The organism is Streptomyces sp. NRRL B-24484 (assembly GCF_000717715.1).
Lineage (GTDB): Bacteria > Actinomycetota > Actinomycetes > Streptomycetales > Streptomycetaceae > Kitasatospora.
The window spans coordinates 13,089-30,453 of record NZ_JOAI01000050.1; the positions used below are offsets into that span (position 1 = coordinate 13,089).

Below are 17,365 nucleotides of genomic sequence, written 5' to 3' on the forward strand. Positions count from 1 at the left end.
TCGGCGCGTCAGACGGTGTGCGCGTCGGTGAGGGTGAGCACCTCGTCCAGGATCGCGAGGCCGGCCTTGGCCTCCTCCGCGCTGACGGTGCACGGCGGCACCACGTGGAAGCGGTTCATGTTGACGAAGGGCCACAGGCCGCGCTGCTTGCAGGCGGCGGCCAGCTCGGCCATCGGCGCGTTGGCCGGTCCGGCCGCGTTGTAGGGCACCAGCGGCTCGCGGGTCTCGCGGTCCTTGACCAGGTCGAGGGCCCAGAAGACGCCGAGGCCGCGGACCTCGCCGATCGAGGGGTGGCGCTCGGCGAGCTCGCGCAGGCCGGGGCCGATCACGGTCTCGCCGATCCGCTTGGCGTTCTCGACGATGCCCTCCTCCGCCATCGCGTTGAGGGTGGCGACGGCCGAGGCGCAGGCCAGCGGGTGGCCGGAGTAGGTGAGGCCGCCGGGGAAGACCCGCTCGTCGAAGGTGGCGGCGATCTCCGGGTTGATGGCGACGCCGCCGAGCGGGACGTAGCCGGAGTTGACGCCCTTGGCGAAGGTCAGCAGGTCCGGGGTGATGCCCCAGTTGTCGGCGGCGAACCACTCGCCGGTGCGGCCGAAGCCGGCCATCACCTCGTCGAGGATGAAGACGATGCCGTAGCGGTCGCAGATCTCCCGGACGCCCTGCAGGTAGCCGGCCGGCGGGATCAGCACGCCGGCGGTGCCGACGACCGTCTCCAGGATGATCGCGGCGACGGTGGCCGGGCCCTCGAAGGCGATGACCTGCTCCAGGTGGGCGAGCGCGCGCTCGCACTCCTGCGCCTCGTTCTCGGCGTGGAAGACCGAGCGGTAGGCGTAGGGGCCCCAGAAGTGGACGATGCCGGAGACGCCGGTCTCGTTGGCCCAGCGGCGGGGGTCGCCGGTCAGCGCGATGGCGTTGGCGGTGGCGCCGTGGTACGAGCGGTAGGTGGAGAGCACCTTCTGCCGGCCGGTGTGCAGGCGGGCCATCCGGATCGCGTTCTCGTTGGCCTCGGCGCCGCCGTTGGTGAAGAAGATCTTGTTCAGCTCGCCGGGGGTGCGCTCGGCGATCAGCCGGGCGGCCTCGCTGCGCGGCTCGACGGCGAAGCCGGGCGCGATGGTGCAGAGCTTGGCCGCCTGCTCCTGGATCGCGGCGACGACCTTCGGGTGCTGGTGGCCGATGTTGGTGTTCACCAGCTGGGAGGAGAAGTCGAGGTAGCGGTTGCCCTCGTAGTCCCAGAAGTAGGAACCCTCGGCGCCGGCCACCGCGAGGGGGTCGATCAGCGCCTGGGCGGACCACGAGTGGAAGACGTGCGCGCGGTCGGCGGCCTTGACGGCCTGGCCTGCGGCTGAGTCAGCGGTGGGGATGCTCATGCGGCCAGCCTAGGGAGCACGGGGGCCGCGAGGCAGTTGCACCATGTCACCCGATCGGCGCGTCGCCGTGACAGGGTGGCAAGCGCCGCCGGAACGCGCGGGGCGCGGGGGTCCGCAGCGTGTGCGGCCCCCCGCGCCCCGGCGGGGTTCACCCGGTTCAGATCGCGGTCATGACGTGCTTGACGCGGGTGTAGTCCTCGAAGCCGTAGGAGGACAGGTCCTTGCCGTAGCCGGACTTCTTGAAGCCGCCGTGCGGCATCTCGGCGACCAGCGGGATGTGGGTGTTGATCCAGACGCAGCCGAAGTCCAGGCGGCGGGACATCCGCATGGCGCGGGCGTGGTCCTTCGTCCAGACGGAGGAGGCGAGGGCGTACTCGACACCGTTGGCGTAGCCGACGGCCTGGTCCTCGTCGGTGAACTTCTGCACGGTGATGACCGGGCCGAAGACCTCGCGCTGGATGATCTCGTCGTCCTGCTGCAGGCCGGAGACGACGGTCGGGGCGTAGAAGTAGCCCTTGTCGCCGACCCGGTGGCCGCCGGCCTCGACCTTGGCGTGCCCGGGCAGGCGGTCGATGAAGCCGGCGACCTGGGCGAGCTGGTTGGCGTTGTTCAGCGGGCCGTAGAGGACGTCCTCGTCGTCGACGCCGCCGGTCTTGGTGTCGGCGGCGGCCTTGGCGAGGGCCTCGACGAAGGCGTCGTGGATGGACTCGTGCACCAGGACGCGGGTGGCGGCGGTGCAGTCCTGGCCGGCGTTGAAGAAGCCGGCGACGGAGATGCCCTCCACGGCCTCGGCGATGTCGGCGTCCTCGAAGACGACGACCGGGGCCTTGCCGCCGAGCTCCAGGTGGACGCGCTTGACGTCCTTGGAGGCGGACTCGGCGACCTGGATGCCGGCGCGGACGGAGCCGGTGATGGAGGCCATCGCCGGGGTGGGGTGCTCGACCATCAGCTTGCCGGTCTCGCGGTCGCCGCAGATGACGTTGAAGACGCCGGCCGGCAGCTCCATGTCCTTGAGGATGCCGCCGATGATCCCGGCGAGCAGGACGGTGGAGGCCGGGGTGGTGTCCGAGGGCTTGAGGACGACGGTGTTGCCCGCGGCGATGGCCGGGGCGAACTTCCAGACCGCCATCATCATCGGGTAGTTCCAGGGCGCGACCTGGGCGCAGACGCCGACCGGCTCGCGGCGGACGATCGAGGTCATGCCGTCCATGTACTCGCCCGCGGCCTTGCCCTCCAGCAGGCGGGCGGCGCCGGCGAAGAAGCGGATCTGGTCGACCATCGGGCCGATCTCCTCGGAGAGGGTCAGCCCGCGCGGCTTGCCGGTGTTGCGGCACTCGGCGTCGACGATCTCGTCGGCCCGGTTCTCCACCGCGTCGGCGATCTTCAGCAGGAGCTTCTGGCGGGTCGAGGGGGTCGCGTCCCGCCACACCGGGAAGGCCTCGGCGGCGGCGGCCATCGCAGCGTCGACGTCGGCAGCACCGGAGAGCGGGGAGGTCGCGTACACCTCGCCGGTCGTCGGGTCGATCACGTCCAGCGTGCGGCCGTCCGCCGCATCGACGAACTCGCCGTTGATGTAGTTGCGCAGCGTACGAAGGTCGCTCACGGGTCTCTCCTCGGTCTGGGCCTGCGGCGTTGCAGAATCCGGCGCCAGGGTACCTCCGGCGCACGGCTGGCCGGGTCGGACCGGCCGCGGTCCACTGGGGGTGTGCGCACGCCTGCGTGTGTACGTGGCCCAGGCTACCCAATGACCGACGGTATCGGCAGGTCGCATCCTCGAACGCAACGCAATCCGCATGCAATTTTGGAAACAGCGACGAAATCAGCAACACGATGGCTTGCGCGCCGCGCGGCGATCGTGCACAGTGGCGACGTGGCCAACCGCGACCGGAACGCCAGCGTTCCCCTCGACGCCGCCTCCAAGGCGATCATCGAACAGCTCCAGGAGGACGGGCGCCGCCCGTACGCCGCCATCGGCAAGGCCGTCGGCCTGTCGGAGGCCGCCGTACGGCAACGCGTCCAGAAGCTGCTCGACCAGGGCGTGATGCAGATCGTTGCCGTCACCGACCCCCTCACCGTCGGCTTCACCCGGCAGGCGATGGTGGGGATCCGGGTGGAGGGCGACATCGAACCGGTCGCGGACGCGCTCGCAGCCTTCGACGAGGTCGACTACGTCGTCTGCACCGCAGGCTCGTTCGACCTGCTGGCCGAGCTGGTGTGCGAGGACGACGAGCACCTGCTCGAAATGATCAACAAGCGCATCCGCGCGCTTCCCGGCGTGCGGAGCACCGAGAGCTTCGTTTATCTGAAGCTCCGGAAACAGACCTACACCTGGGGCACCAGATGACAGCCGACCCGGCGCAGAAGGACCTTTCCAAGACCGCCTACGACCACCTGTGGATGCACTTCACCCGCATGTCGTCGTACGAGAACTCCCCCGTCCCCACCATCGTGCGCGGTGAGGGCACCTACGTCTGGGACGACAAGGGCAGGAAGTACCTCGACGGCCTCGCCGGCCTGTTCGTGGTCCAGGCCGGCCACGGCCGCGAGGAGCTCGCCGAGGCGGCTGCCAAGCAGGCCAAGGAGCTCGCCTTCTTCCCGGTCTGGAGCTACGCCCACCCGAAGGCCGTCGAGCTCGCCGAGCGCCTGGCGAACTACGCCCCGGGCGACCTGAACAAGGTGTTCTTCTCGACCGGTGGCGGCGAGGCGGTCGAGACCGCCTGGAAGCTGGCCAAGCAGTACTTCAAGCTGACCGGCAAGCCGACCAAGTACAAGGTCATCTCCCGGGCCGTCGCCTACCACGGCACCCCCCAGGGCGCCCTGTCGATCACCGGCCTGCCGGGTCTGAAGGCCCCGTTCGAGCCGCTGGTGCCCGGCACCCACAAGGCCCCCAACACCAACATCTACCGCGCCCCCGAGTACCTGCAGGGCCCGGACGGCACCGTCGACCCGGAGGCCTACGGCCGCTGGTGCGCCGACCAGGTCGAGCAGGCCATCCTCTTCGAGGGTGCGGACACCGTCGCCGCCGTCTTCGTCGAGCCGGTGCAGAACGCCGGCGGCTGCTTCCCGCCGCCGCCCGGGTACTTCCAGCGCCTGCGCGAGATCTGCGACCGGCACGACGTGCTGCTCGTCTCGGACGAGGTCATCTGCGCCTTCGGCCGCCTCGGCACCATGTTCGGCGCCGACAAGTTCGGCTACCAGCCCGACATGATCACCTGCGCCAAGGGCATGACCTCGGGCTACTCCCCGATCGGCGCCACGATCATCTCGGACCGCATCGCCGAGCCGTTCTACAAGGGCGACAACACCTTCCTGCACGGCTACACCTTCGGCGGCCACCCGGTGTCCTCCGCGGTGGCGCTGGCCAACCTCGACATCTTCGAGCGCGAGGGCCTCAACCAGCACGTGCTCGACAACGAGTCGCGCTTCCTGGGCACCCTCGACAAGCTGCGCGACCTGCCGATCGTCGGCGACGTCCGCGGCAACGGGTACTTCTACGGCATCGAGCTCGTGAAGGACAAGGTCACCAAGGAGTCGTTCAACGACGACGAGGTCGAGCGCATCCTCTACGGCTTCCTGTCGAAGGCGCTCTTCGACAACGGCCTGTACTGCCGCGCCGACGACCGCGGCGACCCGGTCGTCCAGCTGGCCCCGCCGCTGATCTCCGACCAGTCGACCTTCGACGAGATCGAGCAGATCCTGCGGGTCAGCCTCACCGACGCGTGGGCGAAGATCTGACCCTCCTCCCACCCTCCGCCAGGGCGGTCCCGGTCCACCGGGGCCGCCCTTCGGCGTGTCGCTCCACCGGACACCGGATCCGACCGCCTGAATCACGGTGATTTGCCCGGGGATGGGCCAGTGTGCCGCAACCGCACCGCGACCTGTTCGTTCTAATCTGACGACTGTCATAACCCGACAAGCCACCAGGACGGTTCTCCATGTCAGCGGCCCCGCCCGACAACGACGCGCTGTGGGCCCGAGGGATCGTCAAGTCCCACCACGGCACACCCGCCCTGCGCGGAGTCTCGCTCGCCGTCCGGGAGGGCGAGGTCCTCGCCGTCACCGGGCCCCGCGGCTCCGGCAAGAGCACCCTGCTCGGCTGCCTCTCCGCCCAGCTGCCCGTCGACGAGGGCGAGGTCTGGTTCCACGGCGCCCCCGTGCACACCCTCGGCCGCACCGGCCGCGAGAAGCTCCGCCGCGAGCGCTTCGGCTGGGTCGGCTCCGAGCCGCACCTGGTGCCGGAGCTGACGGCCCGCGAGAACACCGCCCTGCCGCTGCTGCTCGCCGGCTCCGGCCACCGCGCCGCTTACACCGCCGCCACCGAATGGCTCGAACGGCTCGACGTCGCCGACTGCGCCACCCGTCGCCCCGCCGAACTGACCCAGGCCCAGCGCCAGCGGATCGCCGTCGCCCGGGCGCTCGCACCGCTGCCCCGGGTGGTCTTCGCCGACGACCCGGGCGCGCCCCTGCACCGCGAGGAGCGGGAGCAGGTGCTGCGGATACTCGCCAGCGCCGCCCGCTCGCACAGCCTCACCCTGCTCCTGGCCACCCACGACCCGGAGCCGGCCGGCCAGGCCGACCGCACCCTCACCCTCGTCGACGGCCGGATCGCCGGCACGGCGACCGGCACCGCCGCCGGCCGCACCACGACCGGCTCCACCGCATCCGGCTCCACCGCCACCGGCTCCACGGCCGTCACGGCCGCACGCTGAGAGCCGAGAGGACGACGTGTTCCCACTCCGACTGGTCAGGGGGTACCGGGCGCTCGACCTGGTCCGCTGGCTGCTCACCGCGACCGCCGCCGCGACGGCCGCCGCCTTCCTGCTCCGCTCCCTCGGCCGGGCCCTGGGCGAACCCTCGGCCACCTCGGTGCCCCGGCTGCTGTGGTCCCTGCCCGCACTGGCCGCGATCGGCTGGCTCTCCGCCGCCGCCGCGCGCGCCGTGCCGGCCCAGCACCCCGAGCGGATCGCCGGTCTCGCCGCGGCCGGCTACGGCCCGGTCCGCCTCCGGCTGCTGATCGCCGTCGAGGCGGCGCTCGCCGCCGCCCTCGGCAGCGTGCTCGCCCTGCTGCTCTTCCTCGTGCTGCGCAACGACATCGCCGGGCCCGGGCTCGCCGCCGACGTCGGCCTCGGCAGCTCACTGCCGGCCGCCGCGCCGGTCACCCTGCTCGTCCTCGTGCCGCTGGTCGCCGGCTGCGCGGCCGCCGCGGCCGTCCCGCTGACCGACGCCCTGCCCGGCCGGACGGGCGAACCCCGCAGCACCGGCTTCCACCCGGTACGGATCGCCCTGCCGATCGGGCTCGCCGTCGTCGGCGCGGCCCTGGAGCTGTACGGACTGCGGCCCGGAGCCGAGCAGGACGGCCGACCCCTCGAACTCCCCGCCCACCTCGGCTCGGTCGGCACCGCCGCACTCGTCGGCTGGGCCCTCACCGCCCTCGGGCTCGCGCTGCTCACCGCACCTCTGCTGGCACTGGCCGGCCGGATCCTCGCGGTGCGCCGGCCCGGCCCGGTGCGGCTGCTCGCCGCCCGGTCGCTCACCGCGGAGGCCCGGCCGCTCGCCGGCCCGCTCGCCGTGCTCGTCCTCGGCCTCGCGGTGCTCCTCGCGGCGATCGCCTACGGCGACGACCCCGACCTGCCCGTCCGCGCGGCCGTCCTCCTGGTCACCGGCTGCGCGGTCGGCGCGGTGGTGGCCCGGGCCCTGGAGATCCGCGCGGCCCGGCGCGAGGTGACCGCCGCCCTGGTCCGGCTCGGCGCCGAACCGGCGACACTGCGCGCGGCCGTCGCCGTACGGGCCGCCGCCGCCGGCGTCGTGCTGCTCCTCACCGGCGGCCTGACCGCGCTCTTCGCGGCGGCCTGCCTGGTCTGAGACCCCGGCCCGCACGGCGTCGGGCCGCGGCCTGCGCCGGAACGGAAGAGCGGTGGACACCCGAGGGTGTCCACCGCTCTTCCACGTCCGGGACGTTCCGGCCGCAGCTCCGCTGAGGGCCGCTCAGCCCGCGGCGGCCAGCTGGCCGCAGGCGCCGTCGATCTCCTGGCCACGGGTGTCGCGGACGGTCGTCGGCACCCCGTGGGCCTGCAGCCGCCGGACGAACTCGCGCTCGTCCGGCGGGCGGGACGCCGTCCACTTGGACCCGGGCGTCGGGTTCAGCGGGATCAGGTTCACGTGCACCCGGTGGTTCTTGATCAGCCGGCCGAGCAGGTCGGCCCGCCACGCCTGGTCGTTGATGTCCTTGATCAGCGCGTACTCGATGGAGATCCGGCGGCCGGACTTGTCCGCGTAGTTCCACGCGGCGTCCAGCACCTCGTCGACCTTCCACCGGGTGTTCACCGGCACCAGCTCGTCGCGCAGCTCGTCGTCGGGCGCGTGCAGGGAGAGCGCCAGCCGGCAGCTGAGGCCCTCGTCGGCGAAGCGGTGCATGGCGGGCACCAGGCCGACCGTGGAGACGGTGATGCCGCGCTGCGAGAGGCCGAAGCCGTCCGGCGCCGGGTCGGTCAGCCGGCGGATCGAGGCCAGCACCCGGTTGTAGTTGGCCAGCGGCTCGCCCATGCCCATGAAGACCACGTTGGAGAGCCGGGCCTCACCGCCGGGCACGGCACCGCTCTTCAGGTCCCGCATGCCGGAGGCGATCTGCTCCACGATCTCCGCGGTCGACAGGTTGCGGGTCAGACCCGCCTGACCGGTCGCGCAGAACGGGCAGTTCATGCCGCAGCCGGCCTGCGAGCTGATGCACATGGTGACCCGGTCCGGGTAGCGCATCAGCACCGACTCGACCAGGGTGCCGTCGAAGAGCTTCCACAGCGTCTTGCGGGTGGCGTCGTCGTCGCAGGACACGTGCCGGACCACCGACATCAGGTCCGGCAGCAGGCTCTCCGTGAGCTTCCCGCGGCTGCCCGCAGGAATGTCCGTCCAGGTCGCCGGGTCGTCGGACAGCCGGCCGAAGTAGTGGTTGGACAGCTGCTTGGCGCGGAACGGCTGCTCGCCCAGCTCGGCGACGGCCTCCTTGCGCTCGGCGGGGCTGAGGTCGGCGAGGTGTCGCGGGGGCTTGGCGCCGCGCGGCGCGACGAAGGTCAGTTCTCCGGGCTTAGGCATGGTGCATCCAGTGTCGCAGATCGCCGGAGCCCCCCGTCTCCCGCTCGTCCGGGGGGATCGGTCCGGCCGCCGCCCGCCGTCGCTTGCCCCCCCCACGGCCCCGGACGGCCCGAGCCCTCGTCAGCACTGGCCGTTTCGAGCACCGCGCCCCGTCCCTCGGCGTGCACGACGTAGGTGTCCCCTCAGGAGTGAGTGCGACGGACACCGTGAGGACGTCGCCCTCACCCGCCCAGAAGCGAGGGCCGGCACTGGAGCAAAGTGCGACGTGACTGGTGAAGGGGTGGAAGCGCCCCAGTGTGCTGTTCCGGGCCCTGTCCACCAGGGCCTCCATGACGGTGCGCTCATGAAGCACGAGATGGCAGCGGAAGGCCTGCCAGCCGTGGATGCCTCCGTACTCGGCGACCTGAGCCACCGCCGCCGCTCGGAGCGGGACCAGCAGGGGCTCTCCGCGCCGACATCGCGCCCCACTGCGGCCGGGCGCCGTCAGTAAGCCGGCCTGAGGCCGGTTCCAGGGCTCAGGCATGGTGCATCCAGTGGTGCAGGCCGGCCCGTCTCCCGCCCGGTCGGGGGGATCGGTCTCCGCCCGGACCGGCCCCGGGTGGGTCACGCGTGGACGGGGGCTCCGAGTTCGGCTGAGCGTGTCCGCGGGGTCCGGCCCCGGAGTCGGGGAACGCCGCGAGCCCCGGGCGGTGGGCGCCCGGGGCTCGTGGTGGGTGGAGCGGGTGGTGCGGTTCAGCCGCCGACGAAGGCTGCGAGCAGCAGCCAGGCGACCGGGGCCGTCGGCAGCAGCGAGTCGAGCCGGTCCATGATGCCGCCGTGACCCGGCAGCAGGGTGCCCATGTCCTTGATGCCCATGTCGCGCTTGATCATGGACTCGGCCAGGTCGCCCAGCGTCGCCGTGACCGCCGCGCAGCCGCCCAGGATCAGGCCCTGCCACCAGGCGCCGTCGTCGATCGCGTACTCCATCAGCAGCGCGCCCGCGATCATCGACAGGCCGATGCCGCCGGCCAGGCCCTCCCGGGTCTTGCCCGGACTGATCGTCGGCGCGAGCTTGTTCCGCCCGAACTTGTAGCCCACGGCGTACGCGCCGGTGTCGCTGCAGATGGTGACCACGAGGAAGATCAGGATCCGCCAGGCCCCGTCCTCGGCGGCCAGCATCAGGGCCACGAAGGTCGCCAGGAACGGCACGTAGAAGGCGGTGAAGACACCCGCCGTCACGTCCCGCAGGTAGTTCTCCGGGGGCTTGCTCATCCGCCAGACCAGCACCGCCAGGCCGGTGAGCGCCAGCACGGCGGACGCCCACTGCCCGCCCGCGGTGTAGCCGACCAGCGGCATCGCCACTGCGCCGGCGATCAGCGGGACCATCGGCACGTGCACGCCCTTGGTCTCCGCCAGGCGGGAGTTCAGCTCCCAGACGCCCACCGCGACGGCCGCGACCACGACCACCAGGAAGAGCGCCTTCACGAAGAAGAGCGAAGCGACGATCACAGCGCCGAGGCCGACTCCCACGCCTATCGCGGCGGGCAGGTTGCGGCCGCCGCGCTGCTTGCGGGGCTGCTGGTCGGTTGGGGCCACGGGTGTCTCCTGCGCGGGGGGCATGGTCCGATTCTGTGCCGCAGTGCCCCTTCGGTACACCACAGGCTGCTGCGAGTGACCCGTTCGGGGCCGAGCGGGGGCGTCGGCACGGGGGCCACTCGCAGCAGAGAACTCGGTGGCGAGCGTTTCGGTTCCGCCCCGGATGCCCTGGGCGTCGGGGGCGTCGTTCATCAGACCTCGAGGAGCTCGGCTTCCTTGTGCTTCAGCAGCTCGTCGATCTGGGCCACGTAGCGGGTCGTGACGTCGTCGAGCTCCTTCTCGCCGCGGCGGCCCTCGTCCTCGCCGACCTCGCCGTCCTTGACGAGCTTGTCGATGGCGTCCTTGGCCTTGCGGCGGATCGAGCGGATCGAGACCTTGGCGTCCTCGCCCTTGCCGCGCGCGACCTTGATGTACTCCTTGCGGCGCTCCTCCGTCAGCTGCGGGAACACCACGCGGATGATGGAGCCGTCGTTCGACGGGTTGACGCCGAGGTCCGAGTCGCGGATCGCGGTCTCGATGTTGCGCAGCGCGCTCTTGTCGAACGGCGTGATGACGGCCATCCGCGGCTCCGGCACGGAGAAGGACGCGAGCTGGTTGATCGGCGTCAGGGCGCCGTAGTAGTCCGCGACGATCTTGTTGAACATCGCCGGGTGGGCACGGCCGGTCCGGATGGCGGCGAAGTCGTCCTTGGCGACGGCGACGGCCTTCTCCATCTTCTCCTCGGCCTCGAGGAGGGTCTCTTCGATCACTGTCTGCTCCCTGTCCGGTTCATCTGCTGTAGTCCCGTACCGGTGCCCCGGACGGCTGATTGCTGCTCAGGGCCGGGCGGATTCCTGGCTGATGAGTGTGCCGATCTTCTCACCCTTCACCGCCCGGGCGATATTGCCCTCGGCCAGCAGCTCGAAGACCAGGATCGGCAGGTCGTTGTCCTTGCACAGGGTGATGGCCGTCAGGTCCGCCACCTTGAGGTCGCGGGCGATCACCTCGGTGTAGTCCAGCGAGTCGAAGCGGACCGCCGCCGCGTTGGTGCGCGGGTCGGAGTCGTAGACCCCGTCGACGCCGTTCTTGCCCATCAGCAGCACCTCGGCGTGGATCTCCAGCGCGCGCTGCACCGCGGTCGTGTCGGTGGAGAAGTACGGCATGCCCATACCGGCGCCGAAGATCACCACGCGGCCCTTCTCCAGGTGCCGCACCGCGCGCAGCGGCAGGTACGGCTCGGCGACCTGGCCCATCGTGATGGCGGTCTGGACGCGGGTCTCGATGCCTTCCTTGATCAGGAAGTCCTGCAGCGCGAGGCAGTTCATTACGGTGCCGAGCATGCCCATGTAGTCGGAGCGGGCCCGGTCCATGCCGCGGACCTGCAGCTCCGCGCCGCGGAAGAAGTTGCCGCCGCCGATCACCACGGCGACCTCGGTGCCGGCACGGACGACGGTCGCGATCTCGCGGGCGATGGCGTGCACCACGTCCGGGTCCACGCCGAGGCCGCCGCCGCCGGCGAAGGCCTCACCCGACAGCTTGAGCAGCACCCGGCGGCGCGAACCGTCCTGCGTGTCCCGGCCGGTCTCCAGCGTCTCCTGCATGGACTTCTCCTTCTCCACCTGCGGACTCGCAGGGCTGCATGTGCTGCTCACAACACCGGGAGTGCGGTGCCCGGCTCTGTGCGTACGCGCCGGGCGCGTACACGCGAGGAGGCCACTGCCGCGGGAACCGGTACGGTGTCCTGCACGGCAATGGCCTCCTCGTCGTTCATGGTGCCGACGCGCCCCCCGAGGGGTGCTGGAGAGCCCGATCGGCGCGTTCCCGGCCGCTGCTGCGGCCCGGCGCGCTTCCTACCTTAGGCCGGAAGCGCGGGGGAACGGGTTTCAGGCGCCGACGCGGAAGCGGACGAAGCGCTTGAGCGCGACGCCGTTCTCCTCGAGGACCTTGGCGACGGTCTTCTTGTTGTCCTTGGCGAACGCCTGCTCCAGGACGGAGTTCTCCTTGACGAAGCCGGTGACGCGACCCTCGACGATCTTCGGCAGGGCGGCCTCGGGCTTGCCCTCCTCGCGAGCGGTGGCCTCGGCGACGCGGCGCTCGTTCTCGAGGTCCTCGGCCGGGATGTCCTCGCGGGACAGGAACTTCGGCGCGAAGGCGGCGATGTGCTGCGCGACGTCCTTGGCGACCTCGGCGTTCTCCTTGTCGAGCTCGACGAGGACACCGATGGTCGGCGGGAGGTCCGGGTCCGACTTGTGCATGTAGACGCCGACGAAGCCCTCGCCGTCGAACTGCGCGAAGCGACGGAAGACGATCTTCTCGCCGAGGGTGGCGTTGGCCTCGTCCACGAACTGCTGGACGGTCTGGCCGGCGGCGATCTCGGAGGCCAGGGCGGCTTCGAGGTCGGCCGGGGAGGTGGCGGCGACGTGCGCGGCGATCGCGTTGGCGACCTCGACGAACTTGCCACCCTTGGCGACGAAGTCGGTCTCGCAGTTCAGCTCGACCAGGACGCCGGCCTTGTTGCCCTCGGCGATCAGCGAGGCGACGGCGCCGTTGGAGGCGTCACGGCCCTCGCGCTTGGCAACGCCCTTCTGGCCCTTGATGCGGAGGAGCTCGACGGCCTTCTGGACGTCACCCTCGGCCTCGTCCAGGGCCTTCTTGCAGTCCATCATGCCGGCGCCGGTGAGCTCACGGAGCTTCTTGACGTCCGCGGCGGTGAAGTTCGCCATGGTGTGATCTCTTCTCACGTCTCGCGTGTCTGCGTGGGGTGGTGCGGGGGCCGTTGGTTCGGCCCCCGCACGGGAGAGAGGGGCACCTACCGGTGTCGTACCCGGTGGGTGCCCCTCACCCTTGGTACGTCAGGCCTGCTCGGCCTCGGCGGCCGGAGCCTCGGCGGGGGCCTCGGCGGGGGCCTCGGCGGCCGGAGCCTCGGTGGCCTCAGCCTCGGCGGCGGGAGCCTCGGCGGCCTCAGCCTCGGCGGCGGGAGCCTCGGCGGCCTTCTGGCCCTCGAGGATGTCCTTCTCCCAGTCGGCCAGCGGCTGGTCGGCGCCCGGCTCGGCCTTCGCGTCGCCCTTGGCGACACCGGCGCGGGACTTCAGGCCCTCGGCGACGGCGTCGGCGATCACACGGGTCAGCAGGGTGACGGAGCGGATCGCGTCGTCGTTGCCCGGGATCTTGTAGTCGACCTCGTCGGGGTCGCAGTTGGTGTCGAGGATGGCGACGACCGGGATGTTGAGCTTCCGGGCCTCGCCGACCGCGATGTGCTCCTTCTTGGTGTCCACGATCCAGACGGCGCTGGGAACGCGCTGCATGTCGCGGATACCGCCGAGGGTCTTCTCCAGCTTGTCGTACTCACGCTGGAGGACCAGGAGCTCCTTCTTGGTGAGGCCGGAACCGGCCACATCCGTGAAGTCGATCTCGCTGAGCTCCTTGAGGCGCTGCAGACGCTTGTAGACGGTCGAGAAGTTGGTCAGCATGCCGCCGAGCCAGCGCTGGTTCACGTAGGGCATGCCCACGCGGGTGGCCTGCTCGGCGATGGCCTCCTGGGCCTGCTTCTTGGTGCCGACGAAGAGGATGCTGCCGCCGTGGGCAACGGTCTCCTTGACGAACTCGAAGGCGCGGTCGATGTAGTTCAGCGACTGCAGGAGGTCGATGATGTAGATGCCGTTGCGCTCCGTGAAGATGAAGCGCTTCATCTTCGGGTTCCAACGACGGGTCTGGTGACCGAAGTGGACGCCGCTCTCCAGCAGCTCCCGCATCGTGACGACGGCCATGGCCGTGCTCCTCAGGTTTTGCGCCCGGCGAGCCGCTCCGCGGAGGGAACGGGGAACCGGGTCTCTCGGTTGTGTCCGTGGCGGCCGGGTGACCGCCACGCCTGACGCCCCGGGCGTGCCAAGCCGCCGCGGCCTGGTCGGCACTGGGGCCGGCAGGCTCGGCGGACCGAGCGGCACTCGCACCGGACGGAGACCACGCCGACCCCTTGCGGGGCGGCCGCTCCACCGGTGGCGGGGCGTGCGAAGTCGACCCGGTGGACCGGGTCGCGTGTGAAGTGTACGGGAAGGCCCGAGTTGCGGGCGACTCCGGCGGTCGGGTGCACCGGGGCGGACGGGTGTGAACGGGGATCGGTTCGGCGGGGCGCGGGACGGCGTTCGCTCCGGGTCGTGAACCGTTCCCCGGTGGTCCGTCGTTGTTCACCCGGTCGGGTGAGGGCGGTTGTCCACAGGGCGGGGTTGTCCACAGGTCTCGCGGTGCGGTCCGCGGCCCCGGCGTCCGCGGGCCAGCCTGGCCGGCATGAACCGTCCGATCCTTCCGACGCGACCGTGGTCGTCGCTTCTGCCGTGGCCGTGGCTGCCCTTCGTGCTCCGGCCGTGGCCGTCCCCGTTCCGGAGATTGACGGCGCGGGGGCCGGTGGTGTCCGCGGGCCGACGGGCGCCGGCGCCGCCCGGGGAACGTCCGGCTCGGTCACCGGGGCCGGGTCGGTGGACGTCGTCGGTGCGGCCTGCGGGGCTTCCGGCAGGGCCGTCCACGGAGCGGGCCGCCTCGTCGGGCCCGATGCGGTGGGCAGGGAAGGCCTTCGGGGTGCGTCCCGGGGGCGGCCGGATCGGGACGGCCCGGCCGGCTCCTCCGCCGGCGCCCGACTCCCGGGGCGGGTTGCTGCTCGCGCTGATACTGGCCGGGACGGTCTGCCTCATGCTCCCGCCCTCGCAGCCCGGGGCCGGCGCCCACCGCTCGGCCCGACCGGGGCCGGTCCGGCTGATCGGCACCGTGGCGGCCTCGCAGGACGGACGGGCACCGAGCAGCGGTCGGGGTGCTCGGCTCGTCGACCGGGGCGGAACCTCCGGGCCGTCCGGCGGTCGGGGCTGGCCCGTGGGCGGGCCCGGCGCGCTGCTCCGCCGGTTCGAACCGCCGGCCGCCCGCTGGGCGGCCGGGCACCGGGGCGTGGACGTGGCCGCGCCCATCGGTACCCCGGTCCGGGCCGCCGCTCCCGGCGTCGTCTCGTTCGCCGGATCGGTGGCCGGCCGCCCGGTGGTGACGGTGACCCACCCCGCCTCCGGGAATCCACCGCTGCGGACGACCTACCTGCCGGTCGAGGGCTCGGTGGCCGCGGGTACGGCCGTCGGCGCCGGCGAGGTCATCGGGACCCTCGCCGACAGCGGCCACCACTGCGCCGCGGGGAACTGTCTGCACTGGGGGCTGCTGCGCGGCCCGCGCTACCTCGACCCGCTCGCCCTGCTCGGCACGGGCCGCGTCCGGCTGCTCCCGCTGGACCACGGCCGCCCCAGCGGTGGCGGCGGCAACGGCAGTCGGGCGGTGGCGACGAGCGGGGAACCCGAGTCGGCACTCCCCGGTGTTCGGCGCGACGGTCAACGACCGGTCTCCCGGATCCCGGGCCGCCTACCTGCGGTCGATGCCGGCCAGCCCGTCCAGGGCGAGGGCGACGGCTGCGTCGGTGATCACTGCTGCGTCCTCGGGCGTGGCCCGCTCCGCCTGGCGCGAGGCCGAGTCGACCACGCCCTGCAGCAGCACCGCGGCGAGGCGCGGGTTCGCGTGGCCGAGTTCGGCGAGGGCTTCGACGACCAGCGTGACCAGACCGCTGTGCGCCGCCCGGATGCGCTCGCGCGCCGCGTCGTCCAGTTCCGCTTCGGAGATGGCCGTCACTGCGAGGTGCCGCGGATCGGCCGCCAGGTGCAGTTGTCCGCGGACGTACGCCTCCAGCCGGTCCCGGGCGTTGTCACGCACGGCCATCCCCGCCTCGATCTCGGCGGTCCAGAGCGGGAGGTCGACCGCGCACAGTTCCTCCACCACGGCCGCCCGGGAGCGGAAGTACTCGTAGACGGAAGACCGGGCCAGGCCGGTCCGGGCCGCGAGGGCCGCGAAGGTCAAGGCCTCCCGGCCACCCTCGGCGAGCAGCTGACGGGCGGCATCCAGGAGTGCAGCCCGCTGCAACTGGCGATGCTCGGCCACCGTGGCGGCCCTGATCTTCGGCACACTCCTACTGTACGGAGCCTTACGGCAGGGCCGACCGCCACCACGCGATCCGCCCGCCGTCGCCCGGCGCACGCCCGAACCCGCGCGCCGCATCCCGTCACGGTGGCGCCCGGGCCGATCAGGTCCGGTCGGATCCGGGCCGGCCCGTTGGACGGTGCTCGGGCCGGGTTCGGACGGGAGGAGGTCGGCGGGCAGCCGGGGGAACGGCTCGCGAGCAGCCGGCCGGCCGACTGCGTCCGTCAGCGGACGTCCGAGAGCTTCGCCCGCAGCTGCAGCACCGACTTGGTGTGGATCTGGCTGACCCGGCTCTCGGTCACCCCGAGCACCTGGCCGATCTCCGCCAGGGTGAGGCCCTCGTAGTAGTAGAGCGTCACCACCGTCTTCTCGCGTTCGGGCAGGGTGCTGACCGCGGTGGCGAGCAGGCGGCGGAGTTCGCGGTCCTCCGCGATCTCCACCGGGTTGTCCGCACCGGTGTCCTCCAGGGTGTCCATCAGCGTGAGGGCGTCGCCGCTCTCCCCGATGGGGTGGATCAGCTCGTCGAGGGCCATCACGTTCGCGAGCGACAACTGGCTGAAGATCGCGTGCAGGTCCTCCAGCGTGATGCCCATCTCGGCGGCCACTTCGGGCTCGTGCGGTGTGCGCCGCAGCCGGGCCTCCAGCGTGGCGTACGTCCGCTCGACGGTCTTGGCCTTCTGTCGCACCGACCGGGGGATCCAGTCGAGCGCGCGGAGTTCGTCGATGATCGCCCCGCGGATCCGGCTGATCGCGTAGGTCTCGAACTTGATCGCGCGATCGATGTCGAACTTCTCGATCGCGTCGATCAGCCCGAACACGCCGGAGGACACGAAGTCGGCCTGCTCCACGTTGGCGGGCAGGCCGACGCCCACCCGGCCCGCCACGTACTTGACCAGCGGCGAGTAGTGCAGGATCAACTGCTCGCGGAGCCGCGGATCACCCGACTCCTTGTAGGAGCGCCAGAGCATCTCCAGTGCGCTGCGCTCGCTCGGCACCTTCGCCGTACGACCGGCCGACGGTTGCTGACCCAGCCGCCCGGCCGTCGACGCCGGGGGCTCGGCCGCAGCCGGTGCCTCGGGCGGCTTGACGGGGGCCGGCACCGTCCTGGCTGGGGTGACCTCCGGGTGGGGCGCTGCGGAGGTGCCGCGTTCGGGGTCCGCCGATCGATGGCCTCCGGACTCCGCGCGCACGTCGTCCGCCCGGCCGGGATCCACGCCGCCGACCGGCCCGGAAGCCGGTGCGCCCGTCGGCCCCGGGATCGGCCCGGGCCCTGGCGTCGGCCCCGGGGTCGCCGTCGCCGGCGACGGCCTTGACGAGGGTGCGGGCGCGAGCACGGGCGCGGGGTGGACGACCTTCGTGGC

14 protein-coding genes and 1 pseudogene are annotated in these 17,365 nt (G+C 72.0%); 5 read left to right on the forward strand and 10 right to left on the reverse strand.

The window, feature by feature from the left end:
• Positions 1-8: 8 nt before the first annotated feature.
• Together IE98_RS0134100 and IE98_RS0134105 are read right to left on the reverse strand one after the other, a co-directional pair.
• Positions 9-1,367 carry an aspartate aminotransferase family protein gene (locus IE98_RS0134100; RefSeq protein WP_030275663.1) on the reverse strand — a complete coding sequence of 453 codons (1,359 nt, stop codon included), beginning with the start codon at positions 1,365-1,367 and terminating at the stop codon, positions 9-11.
• A gap of 157 nt (positions 1,368-1,524) precedes the next feature.
• On the reverse strand, positions 1,525-2,970 hold the full coding sequence (locus IE98_RS0134105; protein ID WP_030275664.1) for a gamma-aminobutyraldehyde dehydrogenase: 1,446 nt from the start codon (positions 2,968-2,970) through the stop codon (positions 1,525-1,527).
• 267 nt (positions 2,971-3,237) lie between these two features.
• On the opposite strand from IE98_RS0134105, the gene IE98_RS0134110 reads away from it, so the two are divergent.
• From IE98_RS0134110 to IE98_RS0134125, 4 genes are all read left to right on the forward strand, one after another.
• Positions 3,238-3,711 carry an Lrp/AsnC family transcriptional regulator gene (locus tag IE98_RS0134110; RefSeq protein WP_043175796.1) on the forward strand — a complete coding sequence of 158 codons (474 nt, stop codon included), beginning with the start codon at positions 3,238-3,240 and terminating at the stop codon, positions 3,709-3,711.
• Complete coding sequence (locus IE98_RS0134115; protein WP_030275666.1) at positions 3,708-5,102, forward strand: aspartate aminotransferase family protein; 1,395 nt, start codon at positions 3,708-3,710, stop codon at positions 5,100-5,102. Before IE98_RS0134110 ends, IE98_RS0134115 begins: the two co-directional genes overlap by 4 nt.
• Before the next feature lie 200 nt (positions 5,103-5,302).
• Positions 5,303-6,076 carry an ABC transporter ATP-binding protein gene (locus tag IE98_RS0134120; RefSeq protein WP_030275667.1) on the forward strand — a complete coding sequence of 258 codons (774 nt, stop codon included), beginning with the start codon at positions 5,303-5,305 and terminating at the stop codon, positions 6,074-6,076.
• A gap of 16 nt (positions 6,077-6,092) precedes the next feature.
• A complete protein-coding gene (locus IE98_RS0134125) occupies positions 6,093-7,229 on the forward strand; it encodes a hypothetical protein (protein WP_052391355.1) in 1,137 nt (378 codons plus the stop codon).
• Between the two features lie 123 nt (positions 7,230-7,352).
• Here the strand turns inward: IE98_RS0134125 and rlmN are convergent, their stop codons facing one another.
• From rlmN to rpsB, 6 genes are all read right to left on the reverse strand, one after another.
• Entirely contained in the window at positions 7,353-8,453 is a 1,101-nt protein-coding gene (gene rlmN, locus IE98_RS0134130; RefSeq protein WP_030275669.1) for a 23S rRNA (adenine(2503)-C(2))-methyltransferase RlmN, read from the reverse strand.
• A gap of 732 nt (positions 8,454-9,185) precedes the next feature.
• Positions 9,186-10,220: a phosphatidate cytidylyltransferase gene (locus tag IE98_RS0134140; protein ID WP_078661520.1), complete on the reverse strand. Its 1,035-nt coding sequence runs from the start codon at positions 10,218-10,220 to the stop codon at positions 9,186-9,188.
• Positions 10,220-10,777 carry a ribosome recycling factor gene (frr, locus tag IE98_RS50255; RefSeq protein WP_030275671.1) on the reverse strand — a complete coding sequence of 186 codons (558 nt, stop codon included), beginning with the start codon at positions 10,775-10,777 and terminating at the stop codon, positions 10,220-10,222. Before frr ends, IE98_RS0134140 begins: the two co-directional genes overlap by 1 nt.
• Before the next feature lie 66 nt (positions 10,778-10,843).
• Positions 10,844-11,608 (reverse strand): UMP kinase, encoded by a 765-nt coding sequence (pyrH, locus tag IE98_RS50260; protein WP_030275672.1) that lies wholly within the window; start codon positions 11,606-11,608, stop codon positions 10,844-10,846.
• Positions 11,609-11,890: 282 nt separating this feature from the next.
• The gene (tsf, locus tag IE98_RS0134155) at positions 11,891-12,730 is read right to left on the reverse strand and encodes a translation elongation factor Ts (RefSeq protein WP_030275673.1); all 840 of its coding nucleotides are present in this window, start codon (positions 12,728-12,730) and stop codon (positions 11,891-11,893) included.
• A gap of 129 nt (positions 12,731-12,859) precedes the next feature.
• A complete protein-coding gene (gene rpsB / locus IE98_RS0134160; protein WP_030275674.1) occupies positions 12,860-13,774 on the reverse strand; it encodes a 30S ribosomal protein S2 in 915 nt (304 codons plus the stop codon).
• Between the two features lie 916 nt (positions 13,775-14,690).
• Between rpsB and IE98_RS47135 the strand changes: the two are divergent.
• A pseudogene (locus IE98_RS47135) lies at positions 14,691-15,212 on the forward strand (murein hydrolase activator EnvC family protein); the annotation flags it as partial.
• A 183-nt stretch (positions 15,213-15,395) separates the two neighbouring features.
• Here IE98_RS47135 and IE98_RS0134165 read toward each other — a convergent pair.
• Complete coding sequence (locus IE98_RS0134165; protein WP_234443784.1) at positions 15,396-15,989, reverse strand: TetR/AcrR family transcriptional regulator; 594 nt, start codon at positions 15,987-15,989, stop codon at positions 15,396-15,398.
• Positions 15,990-16,228: 239 nt separating this feature from the next.
• A complete protein-coding gene (gene whiG / locus IE98_RS0134170; RefSeq protein WP_267882380.1) occupies positions 16,229-17,035 on the reverse strand; it encodes an RNA polymerase sigma factor WhiG in 807 nt (268 codons plus the stop codon).
• Positions 17,036-17,365: the final 330 nt, after the last annotated feature.

What these genes read in the sequence shown, in the direction of transcription:
- IE98_RS0134100 (WP_030275663.1), bottom strand. Translation starts at nt 1,367, where the DNA reads ATGAGCATCCCCACCGCTGACTCAGCCGCAGGCCAGGCCGTCAAGGCC.
- IE98_RS0134115 (WP_030275666.1), top strand. Translation starts at nt 3,708, where the DNA reads ATGACAGCCGACCCGGCGCAGAAGGACCTTTCCAAGACCGCCTACGAC.
- IE98_RS0134120 (WP_030275667.1), top strand. Translation starts at nt 5,303, where the DNA reads ATGTCAGCGGCCCCGCCCGACAACGACGCGCTGTGGGCCCGAGGGATC.
- rlmN (WP_030275669.1), bottom strand. Translation starts at nt 8,453, where the DNA reads ATGCCTAAGCCCGGAGAACTGACCTTCGTCGCGCCGCGCGGCGCCAAG.
- IE98_RS0134140 (WP_078661520.1), bottom strand. Translation starts at nt 10,220, where the DNA reads ATGAACGACGCCCCCGACGCCCAGGGCATCCGGGGCGGAACCGAAACG.
- pyrH (WP_030275672.1), bottom strand. Translation starts at nt 11,608, where the DNA reads ATGCAGGAGACGCTGGAGACCGGCCGGGACACGCAGGACGGTTCGCGC.
- tsf (WP_030275673.1), bottom strand. Translation starts at nt 12,730, where the DNA reads ATGGCGAACTTCACCGCCGCGGACGTCAAGAAGCTCCGTGAGCTCACC.
- rpsB (WP_030275674.1), bottom strand. Translation starts at nt 13,774, where the DNA reads ATGGCCGTCGTCACGATGCGGGAGCTGCTGGAGAGCGGCGTCCACTTC.